This is a genomic window from Kribbella sp. NPDC050459, from assembly GCF_040655315.1.
Classification (GTDB): Bacteria; Actinomycetota; Actinomycetes; order Propionibacteriales; family Kribbellaceae; genus Kribbella.
Map to the genome: position 1 here is coordinate 51,569 of NZ_JBFAJQ010000020.1, position 26,027 is coordinate 77,595.

27 protein-coding genes are annotated in these 26,027 nt (G+C 69.6%); 15 read left to right on the top strand and 12 right to left on the bottom strand.

Going from position 1 to position 26,027, the window contains the following annotated elements; translation table 11 throughout:
- Nucleotides 1-95: 95 nt before the first annotated feature.
- Nucleotides 96-1,457 (bottom strand): lytic murein transglycosylase, encoded by a 1,362-nt coding sequence (locus tag AB0I12_RS39890; RefSeq protein ID WP_359940802.1) that lies wholly within the window; start codon nucleotides 1,455-1,457, stop codon nucleotides 96-98.
- 266 nt (nucleotides 1,458-1,723) lie between these two features.
- Between AB0I12_RS39890 and hemL the strand changes: the two genes are divergently transcribed.
- The 6 genes from hemL to ccsB are packed head-to-tail and all read left to right on the top strand — an operon-like array spanning nucleotide 1,724 to nucleotide 7,575.
- Nucleotides 1,724-3,049 (top strand): glutamate-1-semialdehyde 2,1-aminomutase, encoded by a 1,326-nt coding sequence (gene hemL, locus AB0I12_RS39895; RefSeq protein ID WP_359940805.1) that lies wholly within the window; start codon nucleotides 1,724-1,726, stop codon nucleotides 3,047-3,049.
- A gap of 37 nt (nucleotides 3,050-3,086) precedes the next feature.
- Nucleotides 3,087-3,710: a histidine phosphatase family protein gene (locus AB0I12_RS39900; RefSeq protein ID WP_359941051.1), complete on the top strand. Its 624-nt coding sequence runs from the start codon at nucleotides 3,087-3,089 to the stop codon at nucleotides 3,708-3,710.
- A complete protein-coding gene (locus AB0I12_RS39905) occupies nucleotides 3,710-4,276 on the top strand; it encodes a TlpA disulfide reductase family protein (protein ID WP_359940808.1) in 567 nt (188 codons plus the stop codon). Before AB0I12_RS39900 ends, AB0I12_RS39905 begins: the two co-directional genes overlap by 1 nt.
- Nucleotides 4,276-5,019 carry a cytochrome c biogenesis protein CcdA gene (locus AB0I12_RS39910; RefSeq protein WP_359940811.1) on the top strand — a complete coding sequence of 248 codons (744 nt, stop codon included), beginning with the start codon at nucleotides 4,276-4,278 and terminating at the stop codon, nucleotides 5,017-5,019. Before AB0I12_RS39905 ends, AB0I12_RS39910 begins: the two co-directional genes overlap by 1 nt.
- 1 nt (nucleotide 5,020) lies before the next feature.
- A complete protein-coding gene (locus AB0I12_RS39915) occupies nucleotides 5,021-6,592 on the top strand; it encodes a cytochrome c biogenesis protein ResB (protein WP_359940814.1) in 1,572 nt (523 codons plus the stop codon).
- The gene (gene ccsB / locus AB0I12_RS39920) at nucleotides 6,589-7,575 is read left to right on the top strand and encodes a c-type cytochrome biogenesis protein CcsB (protein WP_359940817.1); all 987 of its coding nucleotides are present in this window, start codon (nucleotides 6,589-6,591) and stop codon (nucleotides 7,573-7,575) included. Before AB0I12_RS39915 ends, ccsB begins: the two co-directional genes overlap by 4 nt.
- A gap of 226 nt (nucleotides 7,576-7,801) precedes the next feature.
- On the opposite strand, the gene AB0I12_RS39925 is transcribed toward ccsB, so the two are convergent.
- A complete protein-coding gene (locus AB0I12_RS39925; protein WP_359940820.1) occupies nucleotides 7,802-8,542 on the bottom strand; it encodes a hypothetical protein in 741 nt (246 codons plus the stop codon).
- A gap of 113 nt (nucleotides 8,543-8,655) precedes the next feature.
- Here AB0I12_RS39925 and AB0I12_RS39930 point away from each other — a divergent pair, with 113 nt between their 5' ends.
- Nucleotides 8,656-8,907, top strand: coding sequence for a DUF4229 domain-containing protein (locus tag AB0I12_RS39930; protein ID WP_355694506.1), 252 nt, complete (start codon nucleotides 8,656-8,658; stop codon nucleotides 8,905-8,907).
- Nucleotides 8,908-8,967: 60 nt separating this feature from the next.
- On the opposite strand, the gene AB0I12_RS39935 is transcribed toward AB0I12_RS39930, so the two are convergent.
- Nucleotides 8,968-9,390, bottom strand: a complete 423-nt coding sequence (locus tag AB0I12_RS39935; protein ID WP_359940823.1) for a hypothetical protein — start codon at nucleotides 9,388-9,390, stop codon at nucleotides 8,968-8,970.
- A 233-nt stretch (nucleotides 9,391-9,623) separates the two neighbouring features.
- Here AB0I12_RS39935 and AB0I12_RS39940 point away from each other — a divergent pair, with 233 nt between their 5' ends.
- Both AB0I12_RS39940 and AB0I12_RS39945 read left to right on the top strand, forming a co-directional pair.
- Nucleotides 9,624-10,220 carry a TetR-like C-terminal domain-containing protein gene (locus AB0I12_RS39940; RefSeq protein WP_355482157.1) on the top strand — a complete coding sequence of 199 codons (597 nt, stop codon included), beginning with the start codon at nucleotides 9,624-9,626 and terminating at the stop codon, nucleotides 10,218-10,220.
- A gap of 59 nt (nucleotides 10,221-10,279) precedes the next feature.
- Nucleotides 10,280-11,848, top strand: a complete 1,569-nt coding sequence (locus AB0I12_RS39945; protein WP_359940826.1) for an MFS transporter — start codon at nucleotides 10,280-10,282, stop codon at nucleotides 11,846-11,848.
- A 62-nt stretch (nucleotides 11,849-11,910) separates the two neighbouring features.
- On the opposite strand, the gene AB0I12_RS39950 is transcribed toward AB0I12_RS39945, so the two are convergent.
- From AB0I12_RS39950 to AB0I12_RS39965, 4 genes are read right to left on the bottom strand one after another with little or no spacing between them, the layout of a single operon-like run.
- Nucleotides 11,911-12,390, bottom strand: a complete 480-nt coding sequence (locus AB0I12_RS39950) for a GNAT family N-acetyltransferase (RefSeq protein WP_359940829.1) — start codon at nucleotides 12,388-12,390, stop codon at nucleotides 11,911-11,913.
- On the bottom strand, nucleotides 12,387-12,998 hold the full coding sequence (locus tag AB0I12_RS39955) for a TMEM175 family protein (RefSeq protein WP_359940832.1): 612 nt from the start codon (nucleotides 12,996-12,998) through the stop codon (nucleotides 12,387-12,389). Before AB0I12_RS39955 ends, AB0I12_RS39950 begins: the two co-directional genes overlap by 4 nt.
- The gene (locus AB0I12_RS39960; protein WP_359940835.1) at nucleotides 12,995-14,011 is read right to left on the bottom strand and encodes a M48 family metallopeptidase; all 1,017 of its coding nucleotides are present in this window, start codon (nucleotides 14,009-14,011) and stop codon (nucleotides 12,995-12,997) included. The genes AB0I12_RS39955 and AB0I12_RS39960 overlap by 4 nt, the downstream gene beginning before the upstream one ends.
- A gap of 34 nt (nucleotides 14,012-14,045) precedes the next feature.
- Nucleotides 14,046-14,357 (bottom strand): hypothetical protein, encoded by a 312-nt coding sequence (locus tag AB0I12_RS39965; RefSeq protein ID WP_359940838.1) that lies wholly within the window; start codon nucleotides 14,355-14,357, stop codon nucleotides 14,046-14,048.
- Between the two features lie 189 nt (nucleotides 14,358-14,546).
- On the opposite strand from AB0I12_RS39965, the gene AB0I12_RS39970 reads away from it, so the two are divergent.
- Nucleotides 14,547-15,665 (top strand): PLP-dependent cysteine synthase family protein, encoded by a 1,119-nt coding sequence (locus AB0I12_RS39970; protein WP_359940841.1) that lies wholly within the window; start codon nucleotides 14,547-14,549, stop codon nucleotides 15,663-15,665.
- A 61-nt stretch (nucleotides 15,666-15,726) separates the two neighbouring features.
- On the opposite strand, the gene AB0I12_RS39975 is transcribed toward AB0I12_RS39970, so the two are convergent.
- The gene (locus tag AB0I12_RS39975) at nucleotides 15,727-16,701 is read right to left on the bottom strand and encodes an NADPH:quinone oxidoreductase family protein (RefSeq protein WP_359940844.1); all 975 of its coding nucleotides are present in this window, start codon (nucleotides 16,699-16,701) and stop codon (nucleotides 15,727-15,729) included.
- Nucleotides 16,702-16,805: 104 nt separating this feature from the next.
- On the opposite strand from AB0I12_RS39975, the gene AB0I12_RS39980 reads away from it, so the two are divergent.
- Nucleotides 16,806-17,411, top strand: a complete 606-nt coding sequence (locus tag AB0I12_RS39980; protein WP_359940847.1) for a helix-turn-helix domain-containing protein — start codon at nucleotides 16,806-16,808, stop codon at nucleotides 17,409-17,411.
- Nucleotides 17,412-17,669: 258 nt separating this feature from the next.
- A complete protein-coding gene (locus AB0I12_RS39985; RefSeq protein ID WP_359940850.1) occupies nucleotides 17,670-18,098 on the top strand; it encodes a hypothetical protein in 429 nt (142 codons plus the stop codon).
- Nucleotides 18,099-18,117: 19 nt separating this feature from the next.
- Here the strand turns inward: AB0I12_RS39985 and AB0I12_RS39990 are convergent, their stop codons facing one another.
- The gene (locus AB0I12_RS39990; protein ID WP_359940853.1) at nucleotides 18,118-18,990 is read right to left on the bottom strand and encodes a 1,4-dihydroxy-2-naphthoate polyprenyltransferase; all 873 of its coding nucleotides are present in this window, start codon (nucleotides 18,988-18,990) and stop codon (nucleotides 18,118-18,120) included.
- 201 nt (nucleotides 18,991-19,191) lie between these two features.
- Here AB0I12_RS39990 and AB0I12_RS39995 point away from each other — a divergent pair, with 201 nt between their 5' ends.
- Genes AB0I12_RS39995 through menD form a run of 3 tightly spaced genes read left to right on the top strand, consistent with a single transcriptional unit; the run spans nucleotide 19,192 to nucleotide 22,846 of the window.
- Nucleotides 19,192-20,286 (top strand): AMP-binding protein, encoded by a 1,095-nt coding sequence (locus tag AB0I12_RS39995; protein WP_359940856.1) that lies wholly within the window; start codon nucleotides 19,192-19,194, stop codon nucleotides 20,284-20,286.
- Nucleotides 20,283-21,209, top strand: coding sequence for an o-succinylbenzoate synthase (locus AB0I12_RS40000; RefSeq protein WP_359940859.1), 927 nt, complete (start codon nucleotides 20,283-20,285; stop codon nucleotides 21,207-21,209). Before AB0I12_RS39995 ends, AB0I12_RS40000 begins: the two co-directional genes overlap by 4 nt.
- Nucleotides 21,206-22,846, top strand: a complete 1,641-nt coding sequence (gene menD / locus AB0I12_RS40005) for a 2-succinyl-5-enolpyruvyl-6-hydroxy-3-cyclohexene-1-carboxylic-acid synthase (RefSeq protein WP_359940862.1) — start codon at nucleotides 21,206-21,208, stop codon at nucleotides 22,844-22,846. The genes AB0I12_RS40000 and menD overlap by 4 nt, the downstream gene beginning before the upstream one ends.
- Here menD and mptB read toward each other — a convergent pair.
- The 3 genes from mptB to AB0I12_RS40020 are packed head-to-tail and all read right to left on the bottom strand — an operon-like array spanning nucleotide 22,833 to nucleotide 26,024.
- The gene (mptB, locus tag AB0I12_RS40010; protein ID WP_359940865.1) at nucleotides 22,833-24,236 is read right to left on the bottom strand and encodes a polyprenol phosphomannose-dependent alpha 1,6 mannosyltransferase MptB; all 1,404 of its coding nucleotides are present in this window, start codon (nucleotides 24,234-24,236) and stop codon (nucleotides 22,833-22,835) included. The genes menD and mptB overlap by 14 nt on opposite strands.
- A gap of 40 nt (nucleotides 24,237-24,276) precedes the next feature.
- Nucleotides 24,277-25,041 carry an ABC transporter permease gene (locus AB0I12_RS40015; protein ID WP_359940867.1) on the bottom strand — a complete coding sequence of 255 codons (765 nt, stop codon included), beginning with the start codon at nucleotides 25,039-25,041 and terminating at the stop codon, nucleotides 24,277-24,279.
- Nucleotides 25,038-26,024: an ATP-binding cassette domain-containing protein gene (locus AB0I12_RS40020; protein WP_359940870.1), complete on the bottom strand. Its 987-nt coding sequence runs from the start codon at nucleotides 26,022-26,024 to the stop codon at nucleotides 25,038-25,040. Before AB0I12_RS40020 ends, AB0I12_RS40015 begins: the two co-directional genes overlap by 4 nt.
- Nucleotides 26,025-26,027 lie beyond the last annotated feature (3 nt).

A 26,027-nucleotide genomic window follows, 5' to 3' on the forward strand; every position in this document is an offset into this window, starting at 1 on the left:
AAAAGGCGACGCCACGAAGCGGGGGGATTGCTTCGTGGCGTCGCCAGGGGCGCGCCTAGGGAGGGGTGGGGGCAGGCGCGCCGGTTCAGTGAGGTTCAGCTGCCGAGGATGCCTCCGCCCAGGATGCCCAGCAGTCCGAGGGCGGACAGGAGACCGCGGATGACCTGGTCGACAGCCTTCGCGCCGCCGGTCTGGTAGGCAGTCACGCACTTCTGCAGCTGCGCCTGGGTCGGCTTGGTGATCGTCACCTTCGCCATCTCGCTCTGGCAGTACGTCGTGGCCTTCTGCAGCTCCTGCAGCGTGCTGCCGACCGTGCCGACGATCACACCGACGGCGGTGGTGAGGCTGGTGAGCCCCGGCGTCGTGGTCGTGGTGGTCGGAACCGTCGGCTTGGCCGTCGTCGGCTTCGAGGGCGACGGCTTCGACGTCGGCGTCGCGGTCGGCCGGCTGCTCGGCGTCGCGGTCGGCTCGGCGGTCGGCCGGGTCGTCTCGCGGGTGCCGCCGCGGCCGTCGGTCAGCGTCGGGGTCGGCGTGGCCGTCGGCGTCGGGATGTCGATCGCCTGCGGCAGGTCCTTGTCGGACGGCGCGTCGATCGTCGAGTCGCCGATCTGGTCGCCGGCCTCGTCGACGTCGTCACCCGCGGTGCCGTTGCCGACCGCGATCCAGCTGCCGCCGGCGTACGCCTTGGCGATGCTCGTCACCAGGTCGACGTACTGCTGGGAGTGGTTGTAGCGCAGGATCGCGGCGTTCAGGTCGCTCGCGTCGGCGAGGTCGGTCTTGCCGGAGCACAGGTACACCCCGGTCGACATCGCCGCGTCGTCGATGTCCTGCGGGTTCCGCACGCCGTCGCCGTCGCCGTCCACGCCCATCGCCCGCCAGGTGCCGGGGATGAACTGCATCGGCCCGACCGCGCGGTCGAACGCGCCGTCACCGTCGAACGAGCCCGCGTCGGTGTCCGAGATCCGGGCCATGCCGGACGAGCCGTCCAGCCGCGGGCCGAAGATGCCCGGGATCGCGACGCCCTGCGCGTTCAGCGCGTTGCCGCCGAAGCGGCCGTGGTTGGACTCGACGCGGCCGATCGCGGCCACCAGCGTCCACGGCAGGTGGCACGACGGGTCCGCCTGGGCGAGCACCTGCTGGGCCCGCGAGTACGCCTTCAGCGCGGCGTTCGGGATGCCGTTGCGGGACAGACCCGAGACCACCTGGGTCGGCTGCTCGCCGGGGTCGACGCCATGGCCGACCACGCCCGGCACCGGCACGTTGGCCGGCTCGCGGACCGGCTGCTTCGGTACGACGACCGGGCTGCCGCCGGACAGGCCGTTCTCCAGCGACGCGGTCGCGATCGCCGGGTCGTCCGTGGCGCTGACGGTGAACGCGCTCGCGAACAGCGCCAACGGGATCAGCGGCGCCACCTGACGCCAGCCGCTACCCGTGGCGCGGCGCTTGCCCTTCGCCATCGATTAGTCCCCTCCGTGACTCATCGACCAGCCCGGCCCCACGCTGCGGACAGTCTTTGTGTCGTTGTCGGTTGCCCGTCGTCATAGGTCTAACGTCCGCCCCGTTGCGTGGGTTACGCGTCGGAAGTAGGCCGTGTACGTGCGGTGACCGGGTACCCATACTGGCGCGTAACAAAGCGCCTGTGAACCCCTCGGGAACGATCGGTACCAGGAATTGGCCCGGCCCTGCCCGCCGGGCCGCTCGCCCGGTCGGGGAGAATGGCCCGGTGAGTGACCTTGGGCCCGACCACACAGAACAGTCCGCCGCGCTCTTCGACAGGGCCTCCGCCGTGACGCCGGGCGGGGTCAACTCTCCCGTCCGCGCGTTCCGCGCCGTCGGCGGCGTGCCGCGTTTCATGGCCTCCGGTGACGGATGTCACATGACCGATGTCGACGGCAACCGCTACCTCGACCTGGTCTCCTCCTGGGGCCCGCTGCTGCTCGGCCACGCACACCCGGAGGTGATCGCCGCCGTCCAGGCCGCCGTCGGCCGCGGCACGTCGTACGGGACGCCGACCGAGACCGAGGTCCTGCTCGGCGAGGAGATCGTCGCGCGGACGCCGGTCGACAAGGTCCGGCTGGTGTCGTCCGGGACCGAGGCGACGATGTCCGCGCTCCGGCTGGCCCGCGGGTTCACCGGGCGCGCCAAGATCGTGAAGTTCGCCGGCTGCTACCACGGCCATGTGGACGCGCTGCTGGCCCAGGCCGGTTCCGGCGTCCTGACGCTGGGCATCCCCGGGACGCCGGGCGTCACCGAGGCGACCACGGCCGACACCATCGTGCTGCCGTACAACGACCAGGCGGCCGTCACGGCAGCGTTTTCCGAGTATGGCGAGCAGATCGCGGCCGTGATCACCGAGGCGTCGCCGGGCAACATGGGCGTCGTTCCGCCGCGTGACGGCTTCAACGCGTTCCTCGCCCGGATCTGCAAGGAAAACGGTGCGCTGTTCATTTCCGACGAGGTCATGACCGGCTTCCGGATCACCCGCTCGGGCTGGTACGGCGTCGACGGCGTGCGGCCGGATCTGATGACGTTCGGAAAGGTGATGGGCGGCGGTTTTCCGGCCGCGGCGTTCGGCGGCCGCGCCGACGTGATGGCGCACCTGGCGCCGGAGGGCTCGGTCTACCAGGCCGGCACGCTGTCCGGGAACCCGATCGCCACCACCGCCGGCCTGACCACGCTGCGGCTGGCCACCGACGAGGTGTACGCCAAGCTCGACGAGACCTCGCTGACCATCCAGCGGCTGGTGTCGACCGCGCTGGACAAGGAAGGTGTGCCGCACGTCATCTCGGCGGCCGGGAACCTCTTCAGCGTCTTCTTCGTGGAGTCCTCGGAGGGACCTGCCGAGATCCGGGACTTCGCCGGGGCCAACGCCCAGGTGCTGCCCCGGTTCACGGCGTTCTTCCATGCCATGCTGGACGCCGGTGTCTACCTGCCACCGAGCGCGTTCGAGGCCTGGTTCGTGAGCGCGGCGATCGACGACGACGCGCTCACCGAGCTCGAGTCCGCCCTGGCACCGGCAGCCCGCGCGGCAGCCGCCGTACGAGAGTGAAGGGACAGCGGTGACCGAAACGACGGTCGTGCACCTGATGCGTCACGGCGAGGTGCACAACCCGACCGGCGTGCTCTACGGCCGGATCCCCGACTTCCACCTGTCCGAGCTCGGCCGGGCGATGGCCGAGCGGGTGGCCGAGCACGTCAAGGGGCGCGACATCGTGCACCTGGTCAGCTCGCCGCTGGAGCGGGCCCAGGAGACGATGCGGCCGATCGCCGAGGTGTTCGGGATCACGCCGGACATCGACGAGCGGGTGATCGAGGCGGCGAACCTGTTCGAGGGCAAGAAGTTCGGCGTCGGTGACGGTGCGCTGCGCCAGCCGAGCGCCTGGTGGCTGCTGCGGAACCCGTGGAAGCCGTCCTGGGGCGAGCCGTACAACCAGCTCGTCCGCCGGATGCGGGACGCGATCGAGACCGCCCGGCAGAAGGCCGCGGGCCACGAGGCGCTGATCGTGTCGCACCAGCTGCCGATCTGGATCGTGCGGTCCGCGATCGAGGGCCGCCGGATGCTGCACGACCCGCGCAAGCGGCAGTGCAGCCTGGCCAGCCTGACCTCGTTCACGTTCCACGGCGAGGAGATCGTCTCGGTCGGATACTCCGAGCCGGCCAAGGACCTGCTCCCGGTGAAGAACCCGAAGAAGTTCGTCGGAGGGGCCTGATGCGTCGCCGCGTCGTCGTGCTGGTCGCCGGTCTGCTGCTGGCGGTGACCGCCTGCTCGTCGGGGCAGCAGTCCGCGCAGAACCGCGAGGGCCAGGCCGGATTCGTCAGCGGCAACGGCAACGTGTCGATGTTCGCTCCGAGCGACCGGAAGCCCGCGCCGCAGCTCACCGGTCAGACCTTGGACGGCAAGACCTGGACCCTGTCGGACCAGGTCGGCAAGGTGGTCGTCCTCAACGTATGGGGTTCGTGGTGCCCGCCGTGCCGCAAGGAGGCTCCTGATCTGGTGGCGGCCTCGAAGGAGCTGGGGCCCTCGGTGCAATTCATCGGATTGAACACCCGCGACCTGGACAAGGCCCCGGCGAAGAAGTTCGTCCAGGAGTTCGGCGTACCGTTCCCGAGCATCTACGACCCGAACGGCAAGGCGCTGCTGCGGTTCCGCGGCCAGATCTCGCCGGCCGCGATCCCGACCACGCTGGTGATCGACAAGTCCGGCAAGGTCGCCGGCCGCGTCGTCGGTGAAGTCACGAAGCAGACGCTTCTGGGAATGGTGAAAGACGCAGCCTGATGGGACAGTGGTTCGCCGACTCGATGACGGGTTCGATGCTGGTCGCACTGCCGATCGCGGTGCTGGCCGGTGCGATCTCGTTCTTCTCACCGTGCGTCGTACCGCTGCTGCCCGGCTACCTCTCCTACGTCACCGGCCTGTCCGCGGCCGAGCTCGGCTCCGAGAAACGCGGCCGGATGCTCGCCGGTACGGCGTTGTTCGTGGCCGGCTTCTCCGCGGTGTTCATCCTCACCGGCGTGGTGTTCGGGACCGCGGGCGACCTGCTGATCGACCACCAGGCGACGATCACGAAGGTGCTCGGCGCGCTGACCATCGTCCTCGGGCTGGTCTTCCTCGGCGGGTTCGGGTTCCTGCAGAAGGATCTGCGGGTGCACCGGGTGCCCGCGGTCGGGATCGCGGCGGCGCCGCTGCTCGGCGTACTGTTCGGCTTCGGGTGGACGCCGTGTATCGGGCCGACGCTCGGGACCGTGATGACGCTGGCCACGACCGAGGGCAGTACCGGCCGCGGCGCGGCGCTCGCGCTGGTGTTCAGCCTCGGCCTGGGGATCCCGTTCATCGTGGCGGCACTGGCGTTCCGCCGGATGCTGGCCGCGGTCGCGTGGGTCCGCAAGCACCAGCTGCTGGTGATCCGGATCGGCGGCGTACTGATGATCGCGGTGGGACTGCTGCTGCTGACGGGAGTGTGGGATGCGATGACCGCGGACCTGCGGCAGTGGGTCGCCAACTTCGGATCGGCGGTCTGACATGTCGGAAGTGAAGGACCGCATCGCGGCCGCCTCCGGCCCCGAGGAGCCGGGAACCCCGCCCGCGCTCGGCCTGGTCGGCTGGCTGCGCTGGATGTGGCGGCAGCTGACGTCGATGAAGACGGCGCTGGTGCTGCTGTTCCTGCTGGCGCTCGGCGCGGTGCCGGGATCGCTGATCCCGCAGACGCCGATCGACCCGATCAAGGTGTCGGACTTCCTCGCCGCGCACCCGAAGCTCGGCCCGCTGTACGACAAGCTCGGCCTGTTCGACGTCTACAAGTCGGCGTGGTTCTCGGCGATCTACCTGTTGCTGTTCATCTCGCTGATCGGCTGCGTCGTCCCGCGGCTGTCCGTCTACCTGAAGGGTCTGCGGGCGCGGCCGCCGAAGCCGCCGCGGAACCTGAACCGGCTGCCCGGCTACGAGCGCTTCGAGATCCCCGAGGCCGGCGACGTCCTCGAGGTCGCGACCCGCGAGCTGCGCAAGCGCCGTTTCCGGGTGCAGGCGTACGACGGCGCGGTCGGTGCGGAGCGCGGCTACCTGCGCGAGGCGGGCAACCTGCTCTTCCACTTCTCGCTGATCCTGGCGCTGGTCGGGGTCGCCTGGGGATCGCTGTTCGGCTACCGCGGCACCGTGCTGGTTGTCGTGGGCAACGGTTTCTCCAACTCCGTCGCGCAGTACGACGACTTCACGCCCGGTCGCGCGTTCAGCGGTGACGACGACCTGCCGCCGTTCTCGCTGACCGTCAAGGACTTCCAGGCGAAGTTCCAGGAGGACGGTCCGCAGAAGGGCGCAGCGCGCGAGTTCAAGGCGCAGCTGACGTACCAGGAGACGCCGGACGCGCCCGAGAAGCCGTACCTCCTCGAGGTCAACCACCCGCTTCGGGTCGACGGCAGCGACGTCTTCCTGCTCGGTCACGGGTACGCGCCGCGAGTGACGGTCCGCGACGGGCAGGGCAACGTGGCCTTCTCCGGTCCGGCGCCGTTCCTGCCGCAGGACGCCAACTTCTCGTCGTTCGGCGTGATCAAGGCGCCGGACGCGCGACCGGCGACCCTCGGGTTCGAGGGCTTCTTCCTGCCCACGGCCGTCATCGGCCAGCAGGGGCCGGTGTCGATGTTCCCCGACGACCTGAACCCGGCGCTGGTGATGACCGGGTACTACGGCCGCCCGCAGCCCGAGACCGGGAAGCCGGAGTCGGTGTACCAGCTGGACAAGACGAAGCTGACGCAGTTCACCCAGAACGGTGACAAGTGGCGGTTCCAGCTCGCCCCCGGGCAGAGCGTCCCGCTCCCCGACAAGGCCGGGTCGCTCACGTTCGACGGCTACAGCCGCTGGGTGAAGCTGCAGATCAGCGACACGCCCGGCAAGAACCTGGCGCTGGGGGGCATCCTGCTGGCGATCCTCGGCCTGATGGGCTCGCTGTTCGTGCACCCGCGCCGTACCTGGGTACGGGTCCGCGACGAGGACGGGCGTACCGTTGTCGAGGTCGCCGGTCTCGACCGGGGACTGGAGCGTGGACTCGGTGACGAGATCGGCGCGATCGTGAAGAGCCTGAAGAAGCAGGAGCAGGTATGAACCCGTCCACCCTGGCATCGCTGTCGAATCTGCTGATCCCGACCGCGACGATCATCTACGGGCTCGCGATGCTCGCGCACGCGGTGGAATGGGCGAGCGGCCTGCGGGTGGTGAAGAAGGACGCCGAGGCGAAGGTGCTGGTCGCCGCGGACGGCGGGGAGGTTCCGGACGTCCCGGCCGATGCCGCTCCGGCCGATGCTGTCGCGGACGAATCGTCGGTGCGTGGCGACCAGGCGAGCCGGATCGGCATCCTGCTGACCGTGCTGGCCTTCGCGCTGCACGCCGGCGGTGTGCTGACCCGCGGACTGGCCGCCGGGCGGGTGCCGTGGGGCAACATGTACGAGTTCTCCATCACGGCGTCGCTGGCGGTCGCGATCGTGTACCTCGCACTGCTCAAGCGTCAGCGGCTGCAGTGGCTCGGTCTCGGAGTCACCTTCGTCATCACCGCCGCGCTCGGCATCGCCGTCCTGGCGTTCTACGTCCCGGCCGGTGACCTGCTGCCGGCGCTGCACTCGTACTGGCTGGTGATCCACGTGTCCGCGGCGGCGATCGCCGGTGGCGGGTTCACGCTGGGCGGGCTGGCCTCCGTGCTCTACCTGATCAAGTCCAGGGCCGAGGCCCGGGCCGTCGACGGCAAGCCGATGCCGGCCGCGCTGCGCCGGGTCCCGTCCGCCGAGTCGATCGACGCGGTCGCCTACAAGGTGCACGCGTTCTCGTTCCCGATCTGGACCTTCGGCGTCCTCGTCGCCGGGCCGATCTGGGCGTACTACGCCTGGGGTCGCGCCTGGGGCTGGGACCCGAAGGAGGTCTGGTCGCTGGTGACCTGGGTGGTCTACGCGGCGTACCTGCACGCCCGCGCGACGGCGGGCTGGCGCGGCCGCCGCGCCGCCTGGGTGGCGATCGCCGGGTGGGTCGTCTTCCTGTTCAACTTCGTCGGCGTCAACCTGCTGCTGTCCGGCTTCCACGCCTACTCCGGGCTCTGAGCCGGGGCTACCAGCAGATCACGCCGGTCTGATAGCGCCCGACGACACTCCCGCCGGCATCGTCGTACTGCACCATCACCCCACGCCCGCACACGAGCGGGGGAGCCGGTCAGGCGGTTGCTCGCCCTGTTCTGATAGGTGCCGTACTGGCAGTCGGTGATCCAGTCGGAGGCCGACGGCGTCAGCAATGTGCCGACCAGCGCGAGTGTTGCTGTGATGCCCAGCATCAGAAGGTCTTGTAGGAGGGGTCGGTGCCTTTCTGGAAGTGGACTCCGCTGCCGCTGTAGCTGACGCTGAGGAAGCCCCACCCGGCCGAGGCGCTGAAGCCGGACTGGCCCTGGTTGTGCTCGTAGGTGTACTGCGCGCCGTGGCCGTGCTTGGAGCAGCCCCTGGGCCGGGTGAGGATCACGTCGGTCACACCGTGGTCGGTGACCATCTTGTGGCCCGACGTCGCGTCCTTCACGGCACTGATCGGCGCGTTGGTCCCCAGGCCGCCGTGATACAGGTACGCCGCATTCGGAGTCTGCTCGTTGGTGTAGTCGTAGGTGCGGGTGATCGTCTGCTTGATCCGGGTGCAGCCGAGAGACAGTTGCACGCTCGAGAGGTCCTCGGGCCGTACGCCACCGACGAATCCGTCCCGGAAGTCCCAGATCCCGCGGGCGACGGTGCCGACCCAGACGAAACCGACGCTGAGGTTGTCCGCCGGGTTCTTGCCCGCCTTCCGTGCCGCCCAGCGCCGGTCGAGGATCTCTTGCGCCGCTGCGCCGGTCACGGGCTTGGCGATGCCGTTCAGCTGCACCTCGATACCTGCTCCGGTGTGTTGCCGGGAGACCCGGTCGAGACCGGCGAGGTCGAGTGGGTGAGCCACTGCGTACTCGTACACCGCGTCACCTGCCGGGACTGCCGCGGCCGGAACCGGAGCCACTGTCAGCGCGAGAGCGCCGACGACGACGGCAAGACGCATCATGCCCACCCCTTTCACGATGTGTAGTCCTTCGATTTCGGATCGTAGTCGGGGTGGGGGTCGTCGAGGCGAGGTCGGCGGGTGTGTGATGCTGTGAGGCGAGGAAAGGGATCGCTGTGAAGGAATTCGCCATCTACACCGGCCTGCGGGCCGCGCTGTTCGCCATCTGCTTCGCGGTGCTGTGGTTCGCGTTGAACAACTGGCTGACCGTCTTCCCCTTGCTGCTGATCGCCCTGATCCTCTCGTCGATCCTGTCGATCTTCGTCCTCCGGGCCGCCCGCGACCGGCTGGCCGGCAAGATCGAGACCCGCGCCACGAAGATCTCCACCCGCCTCGAGCAGGCCCGCTCGGCCGAGGACGACGACTGACCGCCCGCTGACCTGTGCGGTGGCGCCGGCGGCAGGATCGCCGCCGGCGTCCGCGGTGGGTCATGCCGCGTCGAGGGCTTCGGTGATCTTGCGGATCATCTCGGTCATGGCCGGTCCGGTCCCGCCGCGCTCGGCGCGGGCGCCCGCCTCGACCGCGGTGAGGACGGTGCTGCGGAAATTGGCGGCCTCGGTCTGATCCTGCTGCTGAAGCAGGCTCATGGACGCGGTCAGCGCCGGCAGTACCGTGTCGGCGAGTTCAGCGGTGGACTTGCCCTTGAGTTTCACGCTCTTCTGCTTCTCGGCGAGCGCGTGCCCGACCGGGCCGGTCGCGGCGGACAGGGCGAGGGCGCCGGCGACGGCGACCTTGCCGGCCGACTTCACGCCGGCCGCGGTGATGAGCGTGATCGCGCCGTGCGCGGCGGTGGCGAGGGTGAGCTTGTCGTTGTCGGTCAGGCTGATCGAGGAAGTGCTGTTGTTCGTCATGGGAAGACCATCGCGGTCCCGGCTGACACCGGTCTGTCCGCGCCCTGACACGGCCCCGACACGCCCGGGCGCCTCTGCGTACCAGTCGAGCACTGGTACGCAGAGTGATTTACGCCACTGGTGAATTTCGGGGAAAATCGTTTGTGCACTCCTTCACATGAGTCGTAACGTGGTGGATGAAACGAAACCGTTTCGTTCTATCGGTGTTCTTGTAGCTACTCAGGGTGATGACTGTGGATGTGGTGCGCCAGCGGCCGCGGGTCGAAGGCGGTCGGGAGGAGGAGATCCTCGATGCGACCGTCGCGGTGGTGGCCGAGCTCGGCTACGACCGGCTGACCATGGATGCGGTGGCGACGGCGGCGAAGGCCAGCAAGGCCACGCTGTACCGGCGCTGGTCCACCAAGGCGGAGCTGGTCGTGGACGCGATCAGCCGGGCGAAGGGCTGCCCGATGCCGGAGGACGTCGACACCGGCAGCCTCCGCGGCGACCTGGTCTCGATGGCGTGCGGCGACGGCGGTTTCACCGACGAGATGCCGATGTCGGTGGTGGCCGGCCTGCTCACCGCGCTGCACCGCGACGCCGACCTGCAGAAGGCCTTCCGGGAGCGCTTCCTGGCGCCCCGCAACGAGCTGACCAACAAGGTGTACGAGCGTGCCGTCCAGCGCGGCGAGATCGCGCCGGACGTCGACGTCGCCCTGCTGTCGGTGACGCTGCCCGCGGTGATCATCCACCACGCCTACATCCTCGGCGTCGAGCCGACCGACGACCTGATCCTCCGAGTGATCGACAACGTGATCCTGCCTGCGGCGCGGGGGTCGCAGGTGAGCTGACCGGTGAGGGGCCGGTCCGCGATTCAACCAGGCAAGTCTGCCCAAGAGGGGAAACACTCATGTCCGAAGAAGTCATCAACGCCGATCCGCCGGACGGCCGGCCGGTCGACGCTGTGGCGGCGACCGGAGCCAACGCGCACGGCCATCGCAACCTCGGCATCGCGCTCGCGCTGATCTGCATGGCGCAGCTGATGGTGGTGCTGGACGGCACCATCGTGAACATCGCGCTGCCGCACATCAAGAACGAGCTGGGCTTCAGCGACGCGTCGCTGCCGTGGGTGGTCAACGCCTACGCGCTGGCGTTCGGCGGTCTGCTGCTGCTCGGCGGCCGGATCGGTGACATCGTCGGCCGCCGCAAGGTGTTCGTGTTCGGCGTCGTCCTGTTCGGCCTGGCGTCGTTCGTCGGCGGTATCGCCCAGAGCGAGGGCGTGCTGCTGGCCAGCCGGATCCTGCAGGGCGTCGCGGCCGCGGCCGCCTCGCCGAACGCGCTGGCACTCATCACCACCACCTTCCCGGCCGGCAAGGAGCGCAACCGCGCGATGGGGGTCTACGCCGCCATGTCCGGAGCCGGAGCGGCGATCGGGCTGATCCTGGGCGGCGCGCTGACCGAGGCCGACTGGCGCTGGACGTTCTTCATCAACACGCCGATCGGTCTGCTGGTGGCCGTGGCCGCGTTCCGGTTCCTGGGGGAGTCGGAGCGGCAGACCGGCAAGTTCGACCTGCCGGGCGCGATCACCGGAACGCTTGGTCTCACCTCGCTGGTCTACGGCCTGACGCACGCCGCCACCGAAGGCTGGGGCGACACCTGGACGCTCGTCTTCATCTTCGCCGGCCTGGCGCTGATCGGGACGTTCCTCGGGATCGAGGCGCGCTCGAAGCACGCGCTGATGCCGTTCCGGATCCTCGCGAACCGGACCCGCGGCGTGAGCTTCTTCGTGATGCTGATCGTCGGCGCGGCGATGTTCTCGATGTTCTACTTCCTGGGCATCTTCGTGCAGTCGATCATGGGCTACAGCGCGATCAAGACCGGTCTGTCGTTCCTGCCGTTCAGCTTCGGCATCGTGGTCGCCGCGCAGGTCGCATCGACGCTGGTGGCGCGGGTCGATCCGCGCTGGATCTCCGGCGCCGGTGGCGTGTTCGTCGCGGCCGGCATGTTCGGGTTCAGCCGGCTCCAGGTCGACTCGTCGTACCTGACCGACCTGCTGCCGTACATCCTGGTGCTGTCGTTCGGTATGGGCCTGATCTTCGTCCCGCTCACGCTGACCGCGGTCAGCGGTGTCGCGGCCGAGGACTCCGGCGTCGGGTCCGCCGTACTGAACACGGTGCAGCAGATCGGTGGTGCGGTCGGCCTGGCGCTGCTGGGCACGATCTCCACCAGCGCGATCAAGGACAAGTTCGCCGAGCTGGCCCCGGGCCTGCAGAAGGCGGCCGAGTCCGGGCAGTCGCCGGAGCAGATCAAGCAGCTGCAGGGCCAGTTCACGGCGCTCGCCACGACGCACGGCTTCACCCGGGCGTTCATCTGGTCGGCGTTCCTGGCGCTGGGTGCGGCCGTGATCACGCTCGTCGGCCTGTCGATCAAGCACAAGGACCTGGCCAACGACGGCCAGACCGCGGTCCACGTGGGCTGATCGGCCGCAGTACCCGAAGGGCCTGCTTCCCGGGAGGGGGGAAGCAGGCCCTTCGTCTGTGTCTACAGCGGTTTGCGCATGACCAGTTCCCGCCGTACGCCGTCGGCCATCAGGTCGCCGGGCTCGTCGGTGTCGACGTACCCGTGCCGCAGGTACAGGTCGTGCGCCGGGTCGTTGCCCGGGACAACGGAAAGCTTCAGCGTCGCGGCGCCGATGCCGCGGGCCCAGTCCTCGATCGCGGTCATCAGCGCGTTGCCGACGCCCTTGCCGCGGCCCGCGGGCGCGACCCACATCGAGACCAGCTCGGCGGTGTCGTCGGCGCTCGGGAACCCGCCTGCCATACCGGCCGGCGTACCGTCGATCGAGGCGATCACCTGATAGGCGCCGGGCGAGCTCAGCCGCTCGCGCCAGCGGTCCTCGGTGGCGTCCACCCAGTCCGCGTACTGCGAGCCGAAGGCGTACGGCGCCTCCGCGAGCGCGGCGAGCCGGAGCTCGCGCCACGCCTTCCAGTCGTCGGGGCCGACGGGTCTTACGTCGGTCACGTCCTGCTCCGTCGGGTCAGGGGCGGCAGCCAGTAGAACGGAATGAGCAGCGAGAACGCGACGATGCCGAGGATCGGCAGGATCGCGCCGAGCGCCGTGCCGGCACCGTACAGCAACGGGCCGAGCAGGAAACGGCGGCTCATCCGGCGAGCCTCGTCCGGGTTGATCGTGTCGCCCAGCAGCCGGTGACCGCGGCGCGCGTACTCCCAGATCGCGTTGAACGGCAGGCCGCCGGCGACGAGCAGCGCGCCGTACAGGACGACCGCCGTCCGCTCGCCCTCGTGGTTGCGCAACGCCGACGCGAACACGCCGGCCGTGAACGGGATCAGGGCGACCAGCAGCAACAGGATCGTGTTCAGGAACAGCAGCGCCCGGTCCGCGCTCGCGATGTGGTCGAACATCGCGTGATGGTTCGCCCAGATCAGGCCGATCACCAGGAAGCTGATGACATAGCCCAGGTACGACGGCCACAGGTGGCCCAGCTGCTGCATCAGGTGAGAGGTGTCCTCGGGGACCTTGATCTCGATCACCAGCAGGGTGATCGCGATCGCGAACACTCCGTCGCTGAACGCTTCCAGACGAGCGGTCTTCAGCACCGGCCCCGTCACCGGGGTGGGAACTTCGAGGACACCCAGTCGCGGACGCCGCCGAGGCCGTCGCCGAGGTCGCGGAGGAACTTGGCCAGCGGGTCCTGCGAGCGGTTGAACGCGTCGGTGTACGACTTGGCGGCGTTCTTCGCCTCCTGCGAGATCGACGCGTCGGCGTCGCCCTGCCGCTTCGGGTAGTCGCCGGAGACGACCGTCGTGTACTCGCCCTCGTCGACCCAGCGGCGCAGCTCGTGCGCCCGGATGACGGCCATCGGGTGTGACTGCGCTTCGAGCAGCAGCAGCTTCAGCACGCTGTCGCGCAGGTCGCCGGCGCTCTCGTACTCCGTGCCCTGGGCGAGGAACGTGGTGGTGTCGAGTTCATCGAGCTGACCGCCGCTGGCGAGCTTCATCTGGACGCGCAGCGCGACCGCCGGGTCCTGGACCGCGAGCAGACCCGCCCGATCACCGGAGAGTTCCGCCTTGCGGTGCCACTCGTGCAGCGCGGCGATGATCGCGCGGAGGCCGAGGGCGCCGATCGGCATCCAGCCGACGGCACCGGTCAGCCGCATCAGCCAGAGCAGCAGCGACTGGTACAGCGCGTGCCCGCTCTGCGCGTGGCCGAGCTCGTGACCGAGGACGAAGCGCAGCTCCTCCTCGTCCAGGCCCTTGATCAGGGCGCTGTTCACCACGATGAACGGCTTGTCCATGCCGATCGTGACCGCGTTCCAGATCGGGCTGTTGGTGACGTACAGCTCGGGGAGCTGGCGGACGTCGAGCGTGGAGGCCGCCTCGGTGAAGAGCCGGTGCACGGTCGGGAATTGCCGCTCGTCGACCCGGATCGCGCCACCCAGGAACTGCAGCCGGAACGCCCGCTCGTTGATCATCCCCGACATCTTGCGCAGGACGTAGTCGAAGCCCTTCAGCTGCCGCAGCGCCACCAGCGCACCCCGGTCTGCCGGGTGCTCCCACGCCCGCGAGCTGATGTCGGTCAACGTCACCCGCTGCCGCGTCGGCCGATCACTGTTCTCGGTCATCGTTCCCCCTGCCCGGTCGTCATGGATTCCCAACCTAGCTCGCCCTCGGGGTCCAGCGGGGATTGAGCGCCGCGGCCAGCAGCCCGGTGGGGATCCAGCCGATCGGTACCGCCCACCAGCCGAGGCCCTGGCCGGCCGCGATGGCAGTCGTCCCGACCGACAGCGCCGTACCGGCCAGCCAGTACCAGAGCGCGTTCCAGCCGGGGCGCTGCGTGCCGCGGCGGTAGCCGACCCAGGCGAGCGTCAGGGTCGCGGGGAGGGCCAGGGCGATCGCGCCGACGGTGAGGATCGCGAGGATCATCGCGACCTCGGCCGGCGAGAACTCGATCGCGCCGAGCGGGATCACCGGGGCCGCCCGGCGTACTGCTGGGCGTGCAGCTGCTGGTACGGCGGCTGGTACAGGAGATGCGGGTGGCGGCCGGCGCGCAGGTACCAGTCAGGGACATCGATCATGGGACCGATCCTCGCGGCCGGGGTGGGTGGTTGCAGAGCGTAGGAATACTCAAATCGCGCCGTACGTCTTAGCCTGGCCCGCATGAGTGAGGTAGACGGGGTGTGCCGTGAGGTCGACCGGCGCGACGACAAGGCGCGGGCCTGGGTCTCCGAGGCGATCCGGATCGTCGACGCCGACGCGAACCGCAGCGCGGACACGCACCTGCACGTGTTCCCGATGCCGGCAGGTTCCGGCGTGGACCTGTACCTCAAGGACGAGTCCGTCCACCCCACCGGCTCACTCAAGCACCGGCTCGCCCGCTCCCTGTTCCTGTACGCGCTGTGCAACGGCTGGATCCACGAAGGCACCACCGTCATCGAGGCGTCCAGCGGCTCCACGGCCGTCAGCGAGGCGTATTTCGCCCGCCTGCTCGGCCTGCCGTTCATCGCGGTGATGCCGGCGTCCACGAGCCGCGAGAAGGTCGAGCTGATCGAGTTCTACGGCGGCCGCTGCCACTTCGTCGAGCGCTCCGGCCAGATCTACGGCGAGGCCAAGCGGCTGGCCGAGGAGACCGGCGGGCACTACATGGACCAGTTCACGTACGCCGAGCGTGCGACCGACTGGCGCGGCAACAACAACATCGCCGAGTCGATCTTCGGGCAGCTCTCGCTCGAGGCGCACCCGATCCCGACGTGGATCGTGGTCGGCGCGGGCACCGGCGGCACGTCGGCCACCATCGGGCGGTACGTCCGGTACCAGCGGTACGACACGTCGGTCGCGGTCGTGGACCCGGAGAACTCCGCGTTCTTCCCCGCCTTCGAAGCCGGCGACCACGACTTCTCCACCGGGCGCCCGTCCCGCATCGAGGGCATCGGCCGCCCGCGCGTCGAGCCGTCCTTCGTCCTCGGCGTCGTCGACCGGATGATCTCGGTCCCCGACGCCGCCTCGATCGCCGCGATGCGCTTCTGCTCCCGCGTCACCGGCCGTCTCGTCGGCGGCTCCACCGGCACCAACCTCTGGGGCGCCCTCCGCCTCGCCGCCGAGATGCGCCGCACCGGCGCCCGCGGCAGCATCGTCACCCTCCTCTGCGACAGCGGCGAACGCTACGGCAACACCTACTACGACGACACCTGGCTCCGCACCGCCGGCATCGACATCACCCCCTACACCACCACCCTCGAAACCTTCGCCACCACCGGCCACTGGACCGAACCGGAGTAAACAGCCCCCGCGTGCTACGCAGTACGTGTTTGTGGATTGCCGTCGACTGGTTGGTGTTCGGTCAGGGCAGGAGTGCGAGTTTGCCCACCGTGGCTCGGGAATCGAGTTCGGTGAGAGCTTTCGGGCCGTCGGCCAGGTCGTAGGTCGTGGGCTGGGCGGGGGTGAGTACCCCGGTGGCGATGAGGTGGAACAGTTCTGCCATCACCTCGCCGAAGATCTGTGGTGTGTGCTGGATCAGGGTGCCGATGTTGAGGCCGATGAGGTGGAGCTGGTGTTTATAGACCAGGTCCCAGTTGGTGATCGTGGCTTCTCCGGCGGGGAGGCCGGTGACGACTACTCGGCCGGTGACGCGTTTGGTAGCGGTCAGGCTGGTCTCGAGGGTGGGGCCGCCGATCGACTCCAGGGTCAGGTCGACACCGGCACCGTGCGTTAATCGCAGCACTTCGGCGGCCAGGTCGGTGCTGCGAGAGCTGAGGATGTGGTCGGCGCCAAGGGCGCGCACGACGTCGTGCTTCTCGGGGGAGGCGGTGGCGATCACCGTTGCGCCATAGTGCTTTGCCAGCTTCACGGCGGCTTGGCCGGTTCCGCCTGCCGCGGCGTGGATCAGCGCGGTCTGGCCGGCGGTCAGCCTGCCCAACGGCCGGAGCGCGGCCAAGGCGGTCGGCCAGCTGACGACCAGACCCAATGCCTGCTCGTCGTTCCATCCCGCAGGCACAGGCACGGCCGCGACCGTGGGCAGCACCAGGTGCTCGGCGAACGCTCCGCCGCCGATGCTGACGCCGATCACGTGAGTGCCGACCGCGAGCTGAACCCCATCACCGACGGAGACCACCTCACCGGCGGCCTCGATGCCGGCGATGTATGGCGGGTTCGGGCCGCCTGCGAAGGTGCCGCGGGACTGGGAGATGTCGACGTAGTTGAGGCCGGCAGCTCTGACTCGCACGAGAACCTCGCCGGGGCCGGGCTCCGGGATCGGCACGTCGGTCAGTTGCAGGTCCTGGGGTCCGTTGAGCGACATCTGCTGCAGTGCCCGCATGGCGCCTCTCCTTTGTTGGTCGATTGACCAACAAATCATGGCACCGCTGTACAGGTCGGTCAAGGTAAACTTGGTCGATCGACCAACAAAGTCGGGGAGGATCGATGGCAACCCGCGGCCGGCCGCGTACGTTCGACCCGGACGTCGCCTTGCGTCAGGCCTTGGACGTCTTCTGGGAACGCGGGTACGAAGGCACGTCGCTCAGCGACCTCGCCGGGGCGATGGGGATCCGGTCCGCGAGCATCTACGCGTACTTCGGCAGCAAGGAAACCCTGTTCCGGCAGGTCATGGCCCTGTACGGAACAACAGCCGGAGGTCCGCCTCGGCAGGCCCTCCGCGAAGGACCGACCGCCCGCGAGGCGATCCACGCGATGCTGCAGGCGACCGCGGATCAGATCACCCATCCAGAACATCCGCACTACTGCATGCTCGTCCTCGCCGCCCCGACCGGCGCCGTCGAGAATCACGCAATACGCGAGTTTCTGGCCGACGGTCGGCACGGCCAGTACGTCGAGATCAAGGACCGCCTGTCCCGTGGCGTGACCGACGGCGACCTGCCGACGCCAGTCATCGGGCTGGAAGCAATGGCCAGGTACTACGCGACCGTCGTCCAAGGCCTCTCGATCCAGGCCCGCGACGGCGCGACCCGCGCCGAACTGGAAACAATCATCACCTGCGCGATGGCTGCGTGGGACACCCTCGCCGCATGACTCGCATCCTGATCACCGGCCTGTCCGGCGCCGGCAAGACTGAGCCGCCATACGAACAACCCGTACGGCCGGACCGCGGACCAACAGGCCGAGATCGCCGGCCATGTCCGAGAAGTCGAGCCATTGCTGCGGCGAGGTGCGACTCTGGAACTGGACGGTGAACAAACGGTAGGGGAACTCGCCGACGCCATCGACGACCTGATCACGCGAATCCGCTGAGGCGGGGATCGTCAGGACCACACCGGTGGGAGGTGGACCATGCGGCTCGACCATCTCTGTGACGTCGAGTGGCGGTATGACTTGCTCCAGGCGGTCGAGCCGTCGGAGGCAGGCGACGGATTGCTGTACGGGCAGGGCACCGCGGTCTTCACGGGCCGGCTCAGCGGCACCGCTCGGTGGTCCAACAACCCCAGGATCCAGGGCGGGTACGCACATCCTGACGCCCGCGGAACGGTCGACGTCGGAGACGGCGGTTTCGTGCTGTTCCGGCTGACAGGTCTGTCGAACCTCGCCGACGGTGCAGGCCTGCATGTCCTCACCTTCGTGACCGATGACGAAACTCACCGGTGGCTCAACCATGTCCTCGCCATCGGCGAGGGCGCCGTCGACGTCGAGCGCGCTGCGCTGTCGATGCGCTACTACACCTGCGAGGTCGACTTCCGCCCCCGGGTTCCTGCCGACGAGTGAACGTTCGCGTCGGAACGGACTAGCCGCCCAGGGCGAGTCCAAGGCCGAGGCCGATCGCGTAGAGGAGTTCGGTCAGGCCGGTGAATTTGAGGACCGGGATGAGGGCGGGGCCTACGGCGTCGCTGAGGATTATGCGGGTGGACTTGATCGCCAGGGGGAGGGCTATGAAGGCGAGGAGGGTCCAGGGGGTGGCGATGGTGGAGACGGCGGCGAGGATGAAGGCTAGGGCGATCAACGCGGCGTAGAAGCGGCGGGAGAGGGCGGCGCCCAGGACCACGGCCAGGGTGCGTTTGCCGGTGACCGAGTCGGTCGGGATGTCGCGGAGGTTGTTCGCGACCAGGAGAGCGCAGGCGATGGCGCCGATCGAGACGGCGCCGGCCGCCGCGGTCCAGCTCAGGGTCTCGGCCTGGACGTACGTCGTACCGAGGACGGCGACCAGGCCGAAGAACAGGAACACGCTGACCTCGCCGAGGGCGCGGTAGCCGTACGGGCGCTTGCCGCCGGTGTAGAACCAGGCGCCGAGCAGGGACGCGGCGCCGGCGACCAGGAGCCACCAGCTCGACGTTGCGCAGAGCACGATGCCGAGGGCGGCGCCGATGCCGAAGCAGGTGAAGGCGGCGGTCTTGACCGCCCGTGGCGTGGCGACCTTGGAGCCGACCAGGCGGAGCGGGCCGACGCGGTTCTCATCGGTGCCGCGGATGCCGTCGCTGTAGTCATTGGCGTAGTTGACGCCGATCTGCAGCGCCAGCGCGACGCCGAGGGCCAGCAGCGCCTTCCACCAGACGAAGCCGTCGAGGTACGCCGCGGCGCCGGTGCCGACCAGCACGGGGGAGATCGCGGCGGGCAAGGTGCGGGGGCGGGCGCCTTCGATCCACTGGGCAGGGGTAGCCATGACCGTCGATTCTGTCAGCCGCACGGCCGACCGCCCGAAGCGCCCCGGCGCGCCGAGTCGTGGCGAATGGCTCCGGCCCTGTTCGCCGAGTCGTGGGAAATGGCAGGCCGGCACAGCCGGAATCCACGACTCGGTGGTCGGCCGCCGGTCGGCCGGTCCGGTGCGACCGGCTGGGTGGGTGGGCCGTACGCTCGGAGGGACATGTCTAGGTTGCGGCTGGTTCCGGGGACGCCGGACGGGGTGTTGGCGGCGCTCGCCGGGGTGTTGGACGGGAGCGGAGCGCCATTCGCGCCGGTGCCGGAGGACGCGGTCGGGGCCGCGCGGGTGCAGCAGGCGGCCAGGCCGGACGAGCCGGTCGAGGACGGCTGTGCGGTCGTGCTGACCACCTCCGGATCGTCCGGCGAGCCGAAGGGCGTGCTGCTCTCGCGGGAGGCGCTGGTCGCGTCGGCGGTCGCCACGCACGACAGGCTCGGCGGCCCGGGGCAGTGGTTGCTGCCGATGAAGCCGTACTTCGTCGGCGGGCTGCAGATCCTCACGCGCTCGCTGGTCGCCGGTACGACGCCGGTGCTGCTCGGCGACAACTTCACTGGAGCCGCCCGGCAGTTGACCGGCGTACGGCGCTACACGGCGATGGTGCCGACGCAGCTGGCCCGGTACCTCGAGACCGACCTCCAAGCGCTGCGCTCGTTCGACGCGATCATCATCGGCGGGGCGTCGACGCCGGAGCCGCTCAAACAACGCACCGCGGAGGCCGGCGTGAAGGCGATCCCGGCGTACGGGATGACCGAGACCGGCAGCGGCTGCGTGTACGCCGGCATGCCGCTGGACGGCACCGCGATCGACCTCGGCGCCGATCAACGCATTCTCATCAAGGGAAGCACGCTGTTCTCCGGCTACCGGCTGCGGCCGGAGCTGACCGCGGAGGTGCTGCGCGACGGGTGGTTCCGGACCCAGGATCGCGGTGAGCTGGTGGACGGTCGGCTGCGGGTGATCGGCCGCGTGGACGACGTGGTCATTTCCGGTGGGGTGAACGTCACGCTGACGACGGTGCAGGCCCGCCTGCTCGAGCATCCGCGGGTGAAGGACGCCGTAGTACTGGGCGTTCCGGATGCTGAGTGGGGGACGCGCGTCGTGGCGTTCGTCGTCGGCGAGCCGACGCGCGACGAGGCTCGGAACTGGGTCAGCCAGACCCTGCCGCGGACCTGGGCGCCGCAGGACGTCGTACAGCTCCAGGCGTTGCCGATGCTTGCTTCGGGCAAGGTGGATCGGCAGCGGCTCCTGGAGGGCGTGCGGTGATCACGTACTCGATCGGCCTCAAGAACAAGTTCCGCGGGATCACAGTGCGCGAGGGGATGCTGTACGAAGGCCCTGCGGGCTGGGCGGAGTGGAGCCCGTTCTTGGACTACGACGATGCCACCTGCGTGTCCTGGCTGCGGGCCGCCCGCGAGGCGGCCGAGGTCGGCTGGCCGGCACCAGTACGCGACCGTGTGCCCGTCAACTGCACTGTGCCTGCGGTAGGCCCTGAGAAAGCGGCCGAGATCGTCAGAGCATCTGGCTGCCGTACGGCGAAGGTGAAGGTGGCTGAGCCGGGTCAGACGCTCGCTGACGACTTGGAGCGCGTGGAAGCAGTACGGGACGCCATCGGCAGCGGACAGGTGCGCATCGACGCCAACGGGCTGTGGTCGGTGGACCAGGCCGTCCAGAACCTCAAGCAGCTGCAGCGATTCGACCTGGAGTACGTCGAGCAGCCGACAGCAACCGTGGAAGAGCTGGCCGAGGTCAGGCGCCGGACGGACGTACCTGTCGCGGCCGACGAGTCGATCCGGCGCGCTGAGGACCCGCTGCGGGTCAAGGAGCTCGACGCGGCGGACATCGCCGTACTGAAGGTGCAGCCGATCGGCGGCGTCCGTGCGTGCCTGGACATCGCGGAGCGGATCGGACTGCCCGTCGTGGTCTCGTCAGCACTGGAAACCTCGGTGGGTATCGCAGCCGGCGTTGCGCTCGCCGCCGCACTGCCGGAGCTGCCCTACGCCTGCGGCCTGGCCACGGTGTCGATGTTTACGCGAGAGGTCACCACCGAGCCATTACTGGCCAAGGACGGTTTCCTGCCGGTCAGACGCGTCGCACCGGATCCCGAGCTGCTCCAGCAAGCGCGGGCCGACGCGGACCGGACCAAGGTGTGGGAAGAACGCCTGTCCCGAGTAAGGAGTGCCGGATGAACCCCTCCACGGCCTTTGCGACGGTGGTGGTCGACGAGCTGATCCGCTGCGGCGTACGCGAGGCCGTGGTGTGCCCCGGCTCGCGCAGCGCCCCGCTGGCGCTGGCGTTCGCGGCCGCCGACCGGGACGGCCGGCTCAGGCTGCACGTGCGGATCGACGAGCGTACGGCGGGCTTCCTGGCGATCGGCCTGATGCGCGGTAGCGGACTGCCGGTGCCGGTCGTCACGACCTCGGGTACTGCGGTGGCGAACCTGCACCCCGCCGTACTCGAAGCGTCGCACAGCGGTCTCCCGCTGATCGTGCTGAGCGCGGACCGGCCTCCTGCGCTGAGAGGCAGTGGCGCGAACCAGACCACCGATCAGATCAAGGTGTTCGGCTCTGCGGTCCGCCTGTTCCACGAGATGGGTACGCCGGTGCGTGAGGCCGGCCAGGTGGCGTACTGGCGGTCGCAGGTCGCGCGTGCCGTGGCCAACGCGACAGGTGCCCGTTCCGCCGACCCGGGGCCGGTGCAGCTCAACTGCCCGCTCAGTGAGCCGCTGGTGCCTACTGACGGACCTGAGTGGCCGGAGCCGTTGCACGGACGCAGCACGGGACCGTGGACTGCTGTGCACGCTGCGAGTGCTCAACCCGCTGGCGTGTCTCCAGGGCCGAGGACCGTGGTCGTTGCTGGTGATGGGGCCTCGCAAGCGGCGCGGCTGGCTGCTGAGGCGGGGCGGTGGCCGTTGTTCGCGGAGCCGTCCAGCCGGGCGCGGACGGGCCCGGCGGTGGTCAGTGCGTACCGGCTGTTGCTGCAGGCAAGCCCTCTCGCCAGTGAGATCGAGCGGGTGCTGGTCTTCGGGCACCCGACCCTGTCGCGGCCGATCGCGAAGTTGCTGGCGCGGCCCGATGTCGAGCTGATCGTGGTCGCGCCGACCGGCCTGTGGCCGGACCCGGCCCGCCGCGCGGCCTCCGTGGTCTCCGGGCTGACCGTCACCGGACCCGACACGACCGGCTGGCTGCAGAGGTGGCAGGACGCCGACCAGGCGGCCCGTCCGGAGATCGACAAGGTGCTCGCGGACCGCCTCAGCGGACCGCGCGTCGCGGCGCTCGTCGGTGCGGCGGTCGGTGCCGACGGGATGCTCGTGGTCGCCTCGTCGAACCCGGTCCGCGACCTCGACCTCGCACCGGTCGTCCCGATCCGCACGATCGCGAACCGCGGCCTGGCCGGGATCGACGGCACGATCTCGACCGCCGTCGGCGCCGCGCTCGCGAACGCGGGCCCGACGTACGCGCTGATCGGCGATCTCGCCTTCCTGCACGACAGCACCGGGCTCGTCATCGGGCCGGACGAGGCCCGGCCCGACCTGCGGATCGTGGTCGTGAACGACAACGGCGGCGGGATCTTCTCCACGCTGGAACAAGGCGACCCGGACCACGCGACGCACTTCGAGCGGGTCTTCGGCACCCCGCACAACGTCGACCTCGGCGCTCTGTGCGCGGCCAGCGGTACGCCGTACACGCTGGTGGAGACGGTCGAGGAGCTGCAGGCCGCGCTGGCCCCCACGGTGGCCGGCCTGGACGTGGTCGAGGTGCGGGTCTCCCGGGACGGTCACCGGCCGATCGGCGCGGCACTGGTCGCGGCGCTCAGGCAGCTGTAACCGGCACCTTTCGCGCGGGCTGCAAGGTCCTGAGGTGGCTGAGCAGCGGGACGGCCATCGCGATGACCAGCGCCGTCGTGGTGAGGATAGGGATCGTCGCGCCGCGCAGTGACGAGTTGAGCGGGGCGGCGATGGTGAAGATCAGGCTGACCGCGGTGATGATCGTGGTCAGCCGGCGACCGGGCCGGGCCACAGCCAGGAACGGCAGACACCACAGGAAGTACCAGTCGTGCGCGCTCGGCCCGAGGACGACGACCGCGAGCAATGCGACGCCCACAGCCCTCGCCGCGTAGTGGATGGACGACCGGAGACTCAGCCACGCGATCAGGCCGAGCGCTGCGACCATACCGACCAGGCGGACGATCTGGAGAGCCTGTTCGGCCGCAGTGTCCTCACCGAGCCAGCCGAGGATGCCGGACGCGGCCATGCCGATCAGGTTGGCGATGGAGAACGGTGAACGGACCAGTCCGGGTACGTCGAGCGCCCCGAGCCAGCCGGAGCCCACACCGGTCAGCGCGCCGATGGTGACGAGCGTCAGTACAGATACCGCGCCCGCAACGGCCAGGCTGGCGAACCGGTGCAGCCGTCCGGCCAGCGGGCTCATCACTGCGGCAATGGCGACCGCCACCAGCCCGCCTGGAAGCTTCACGGCGGCCGCTGCACCAGCGATGACGGCCGCCGTACCCCAGCGGCCGGTCAGTGCGAGCGCAAAGGCGCTGCAGGCCAGCCCGAGCATCAGTACGTCGTTGTGCGCCGCACCGATGCCGTGGGTGATCAGCATCGGGTTCAGAACGACCAGCCAGGTGGCGACAGCCGGGTCGACGCGGCATGCGATCGCCAGCCGCGGCACGGCCCAGGCGATGAGCAGTATGCCCAGTACGGCGAGGAGGCGGTGCCCCAGCATCAGCACGTACGGGTCCATGGTGACGTGGGCGAGCAGGCCGCCGTACGCGAGCGGCAGGGGACCGTACGGCGCCGGTGTCTGCATCCACATCGGGTCGACGGCCTCGATGATGTGGCCGGACAGTACGCCGGGGCCTACGTCGTACGGGTTGTAGCCCTCGGCGACCAGGGCGCCCTGGGCCGCGTAGCTCCAGGCGTCCCGGCTGAACAGCGGCGGAGTGAGGAGGAGCGGTGCGCTCCAGCACGCCGCCATACGGAGCAGGGGGAGACGTGCGCCGGCCATGACCTGCCGGCCGACAGTCAGCCAGGCCCAGGCCGTCAGCCCGAGCCCGGCGACCATGAACGTCAACCCGACCATCCGACCGGGCAACGAGTGGCGAAGCGGAACCGCAGCGACCCACGACGACGCCGGCACCACCGACGTCACCAGGCTCGCCACCGCGACTACGACAGAGCCGACGACCCCACGGACCACCGGCGAGCGCATGAGCGGACCGTAGCCCGCCCATGCAACACGCCGATGAACATCAAGCGGACTCCTTGCGGAACGTTCTTGCGCCGACAGCGAGTCCGATGACTGTCAGCAGGACCACCCAGAACAGGCCCCAGAGCGAGGACGAGCTGCCGATGTCGCCGCGGAACAGGGCGCGGACGCCGTTCACCACGTGCTTCAGCGGGCTGATGTCGGACAGGTGCTGCAGCCAGGCCGGGCCGATCTGCATCGGCAGCAGGATGCCGGACAGCAGCAGCAGCGGCATGGCGATGCCGTTGAGCAGCGGCGCCAGTGCGTCCTCGCTCTTGGTGATGAGCGCGACCGAGTACGACAGCGAGGCGAAGGTGGCGCCGAGCAGCGCGACGATCACCAGCGACAGCAGTACGCCGCCCCACGGGGCCCGCAGACCCAGGGGGAGCGCTGCGAGCAGCAGGAGGATCGACTGCACCACGAGGACGACGACGTCACGCAGTACTCGTCCTGCCATCAGCGCGATCCGGGAGGCCGGGGTGACGCGGTCGGCCTCGATGACACCGGCCCGGTACTCCGCGATCAGGCCGAAGCCGACGAACATCGCGCCGAACATGCCGAGCTGCACGATCAGGCCGGGAATGAACACCTGGTAGGCGTTCGTGGTCGCGCCCTGGCTGATCTGGGCGGTGATCGGCTTCAGCAGCGGGCCGAACAGGAACAGGTACATCAACGGCTGGCTGAGCATCAGGATCGACCACATCGGGTTCCGCAGCGACAGCCGCATCGCGCGGTGGAAGACGATCCAGGTCTCACGCAGGACGGTCACGCCGCAGTCTCCTTGTCAGCCTCAGGTGCCGTGTCCTCGTCGCGGAGGGACCGGCCGGTCATGGTCAGGAACACGTCGTCGAGCGTCGGGCGGTGCACCTCGACGCCGTGCAACTCGATGCCCTGGGCATCGATCGAGCGGAGCAGGCCGGGCAGCACCGAACCGCCGCGCGGGATCCGGAAACCGACCACGTCGTCCGACGCCTCGACCTCGCCGGCACCGTCGAGTTCGCTGACGATCTTCATCACCACCGGCGCCTGCGCACCGTCCGCGAGACGCAGCCGGACGGCGTCCCCGGACACCTGTTCCTTGAGGTTTTCCGGCGTTCCGGAGGCGACGATCCGGCCGTGGTCGATGACCAGGATCCGGTCGCAGAGCGCGTCCGCCTCGTCCAGGTAGTGGGTGGTCAGGAAGATCGTCGCGCCCCGGTCGCGGAGGCCGCGGATGTGTTCCCACAGGTTGGCCCGCGCCTGCGGGTCGAGGCCGGTGGTCGGCTCGTCGAGGAAGATCAGCTTCGGGTCGTGGATCAGGCCCATCACGATGTCCAGGCGCCGGCGCTGACCGCCGGACAGCGTCTTGCACTGCCGGCGCCAGAGGCCGGGCAGGTCGAGCTCCTCGAACAGCCGCTGCCCGTCCGCGGCCGCCTTCGCCTTCGGCACGCCGTACAGCCGGGCGTGGTCGACGACCTCGTCGCCGGCGATCGCCTCGGGCAGCGTGGACCCGCTCTGCGGCACGTAACCGATCCCGCGCCGGACGCCGACCGGGTCCTTCGCCAGGTCGCAACCGGCCACCGTCGCGGTCCCCGCCGTCGGCGTGATCAGGGTCGCCAGCATCCGCATCGTCGTGGTCTTACCGGCCCCGTTCGGCCCCAGGAACCCGACGATCTCCCCGTCGGCCACCTCGAGATCAACCCCCTGCACCGCCTGTACAGGGCCTCTCTTCGTCTTGAACGTCCGCACCAGCCCGCGCGCTTCGATCATCATGCG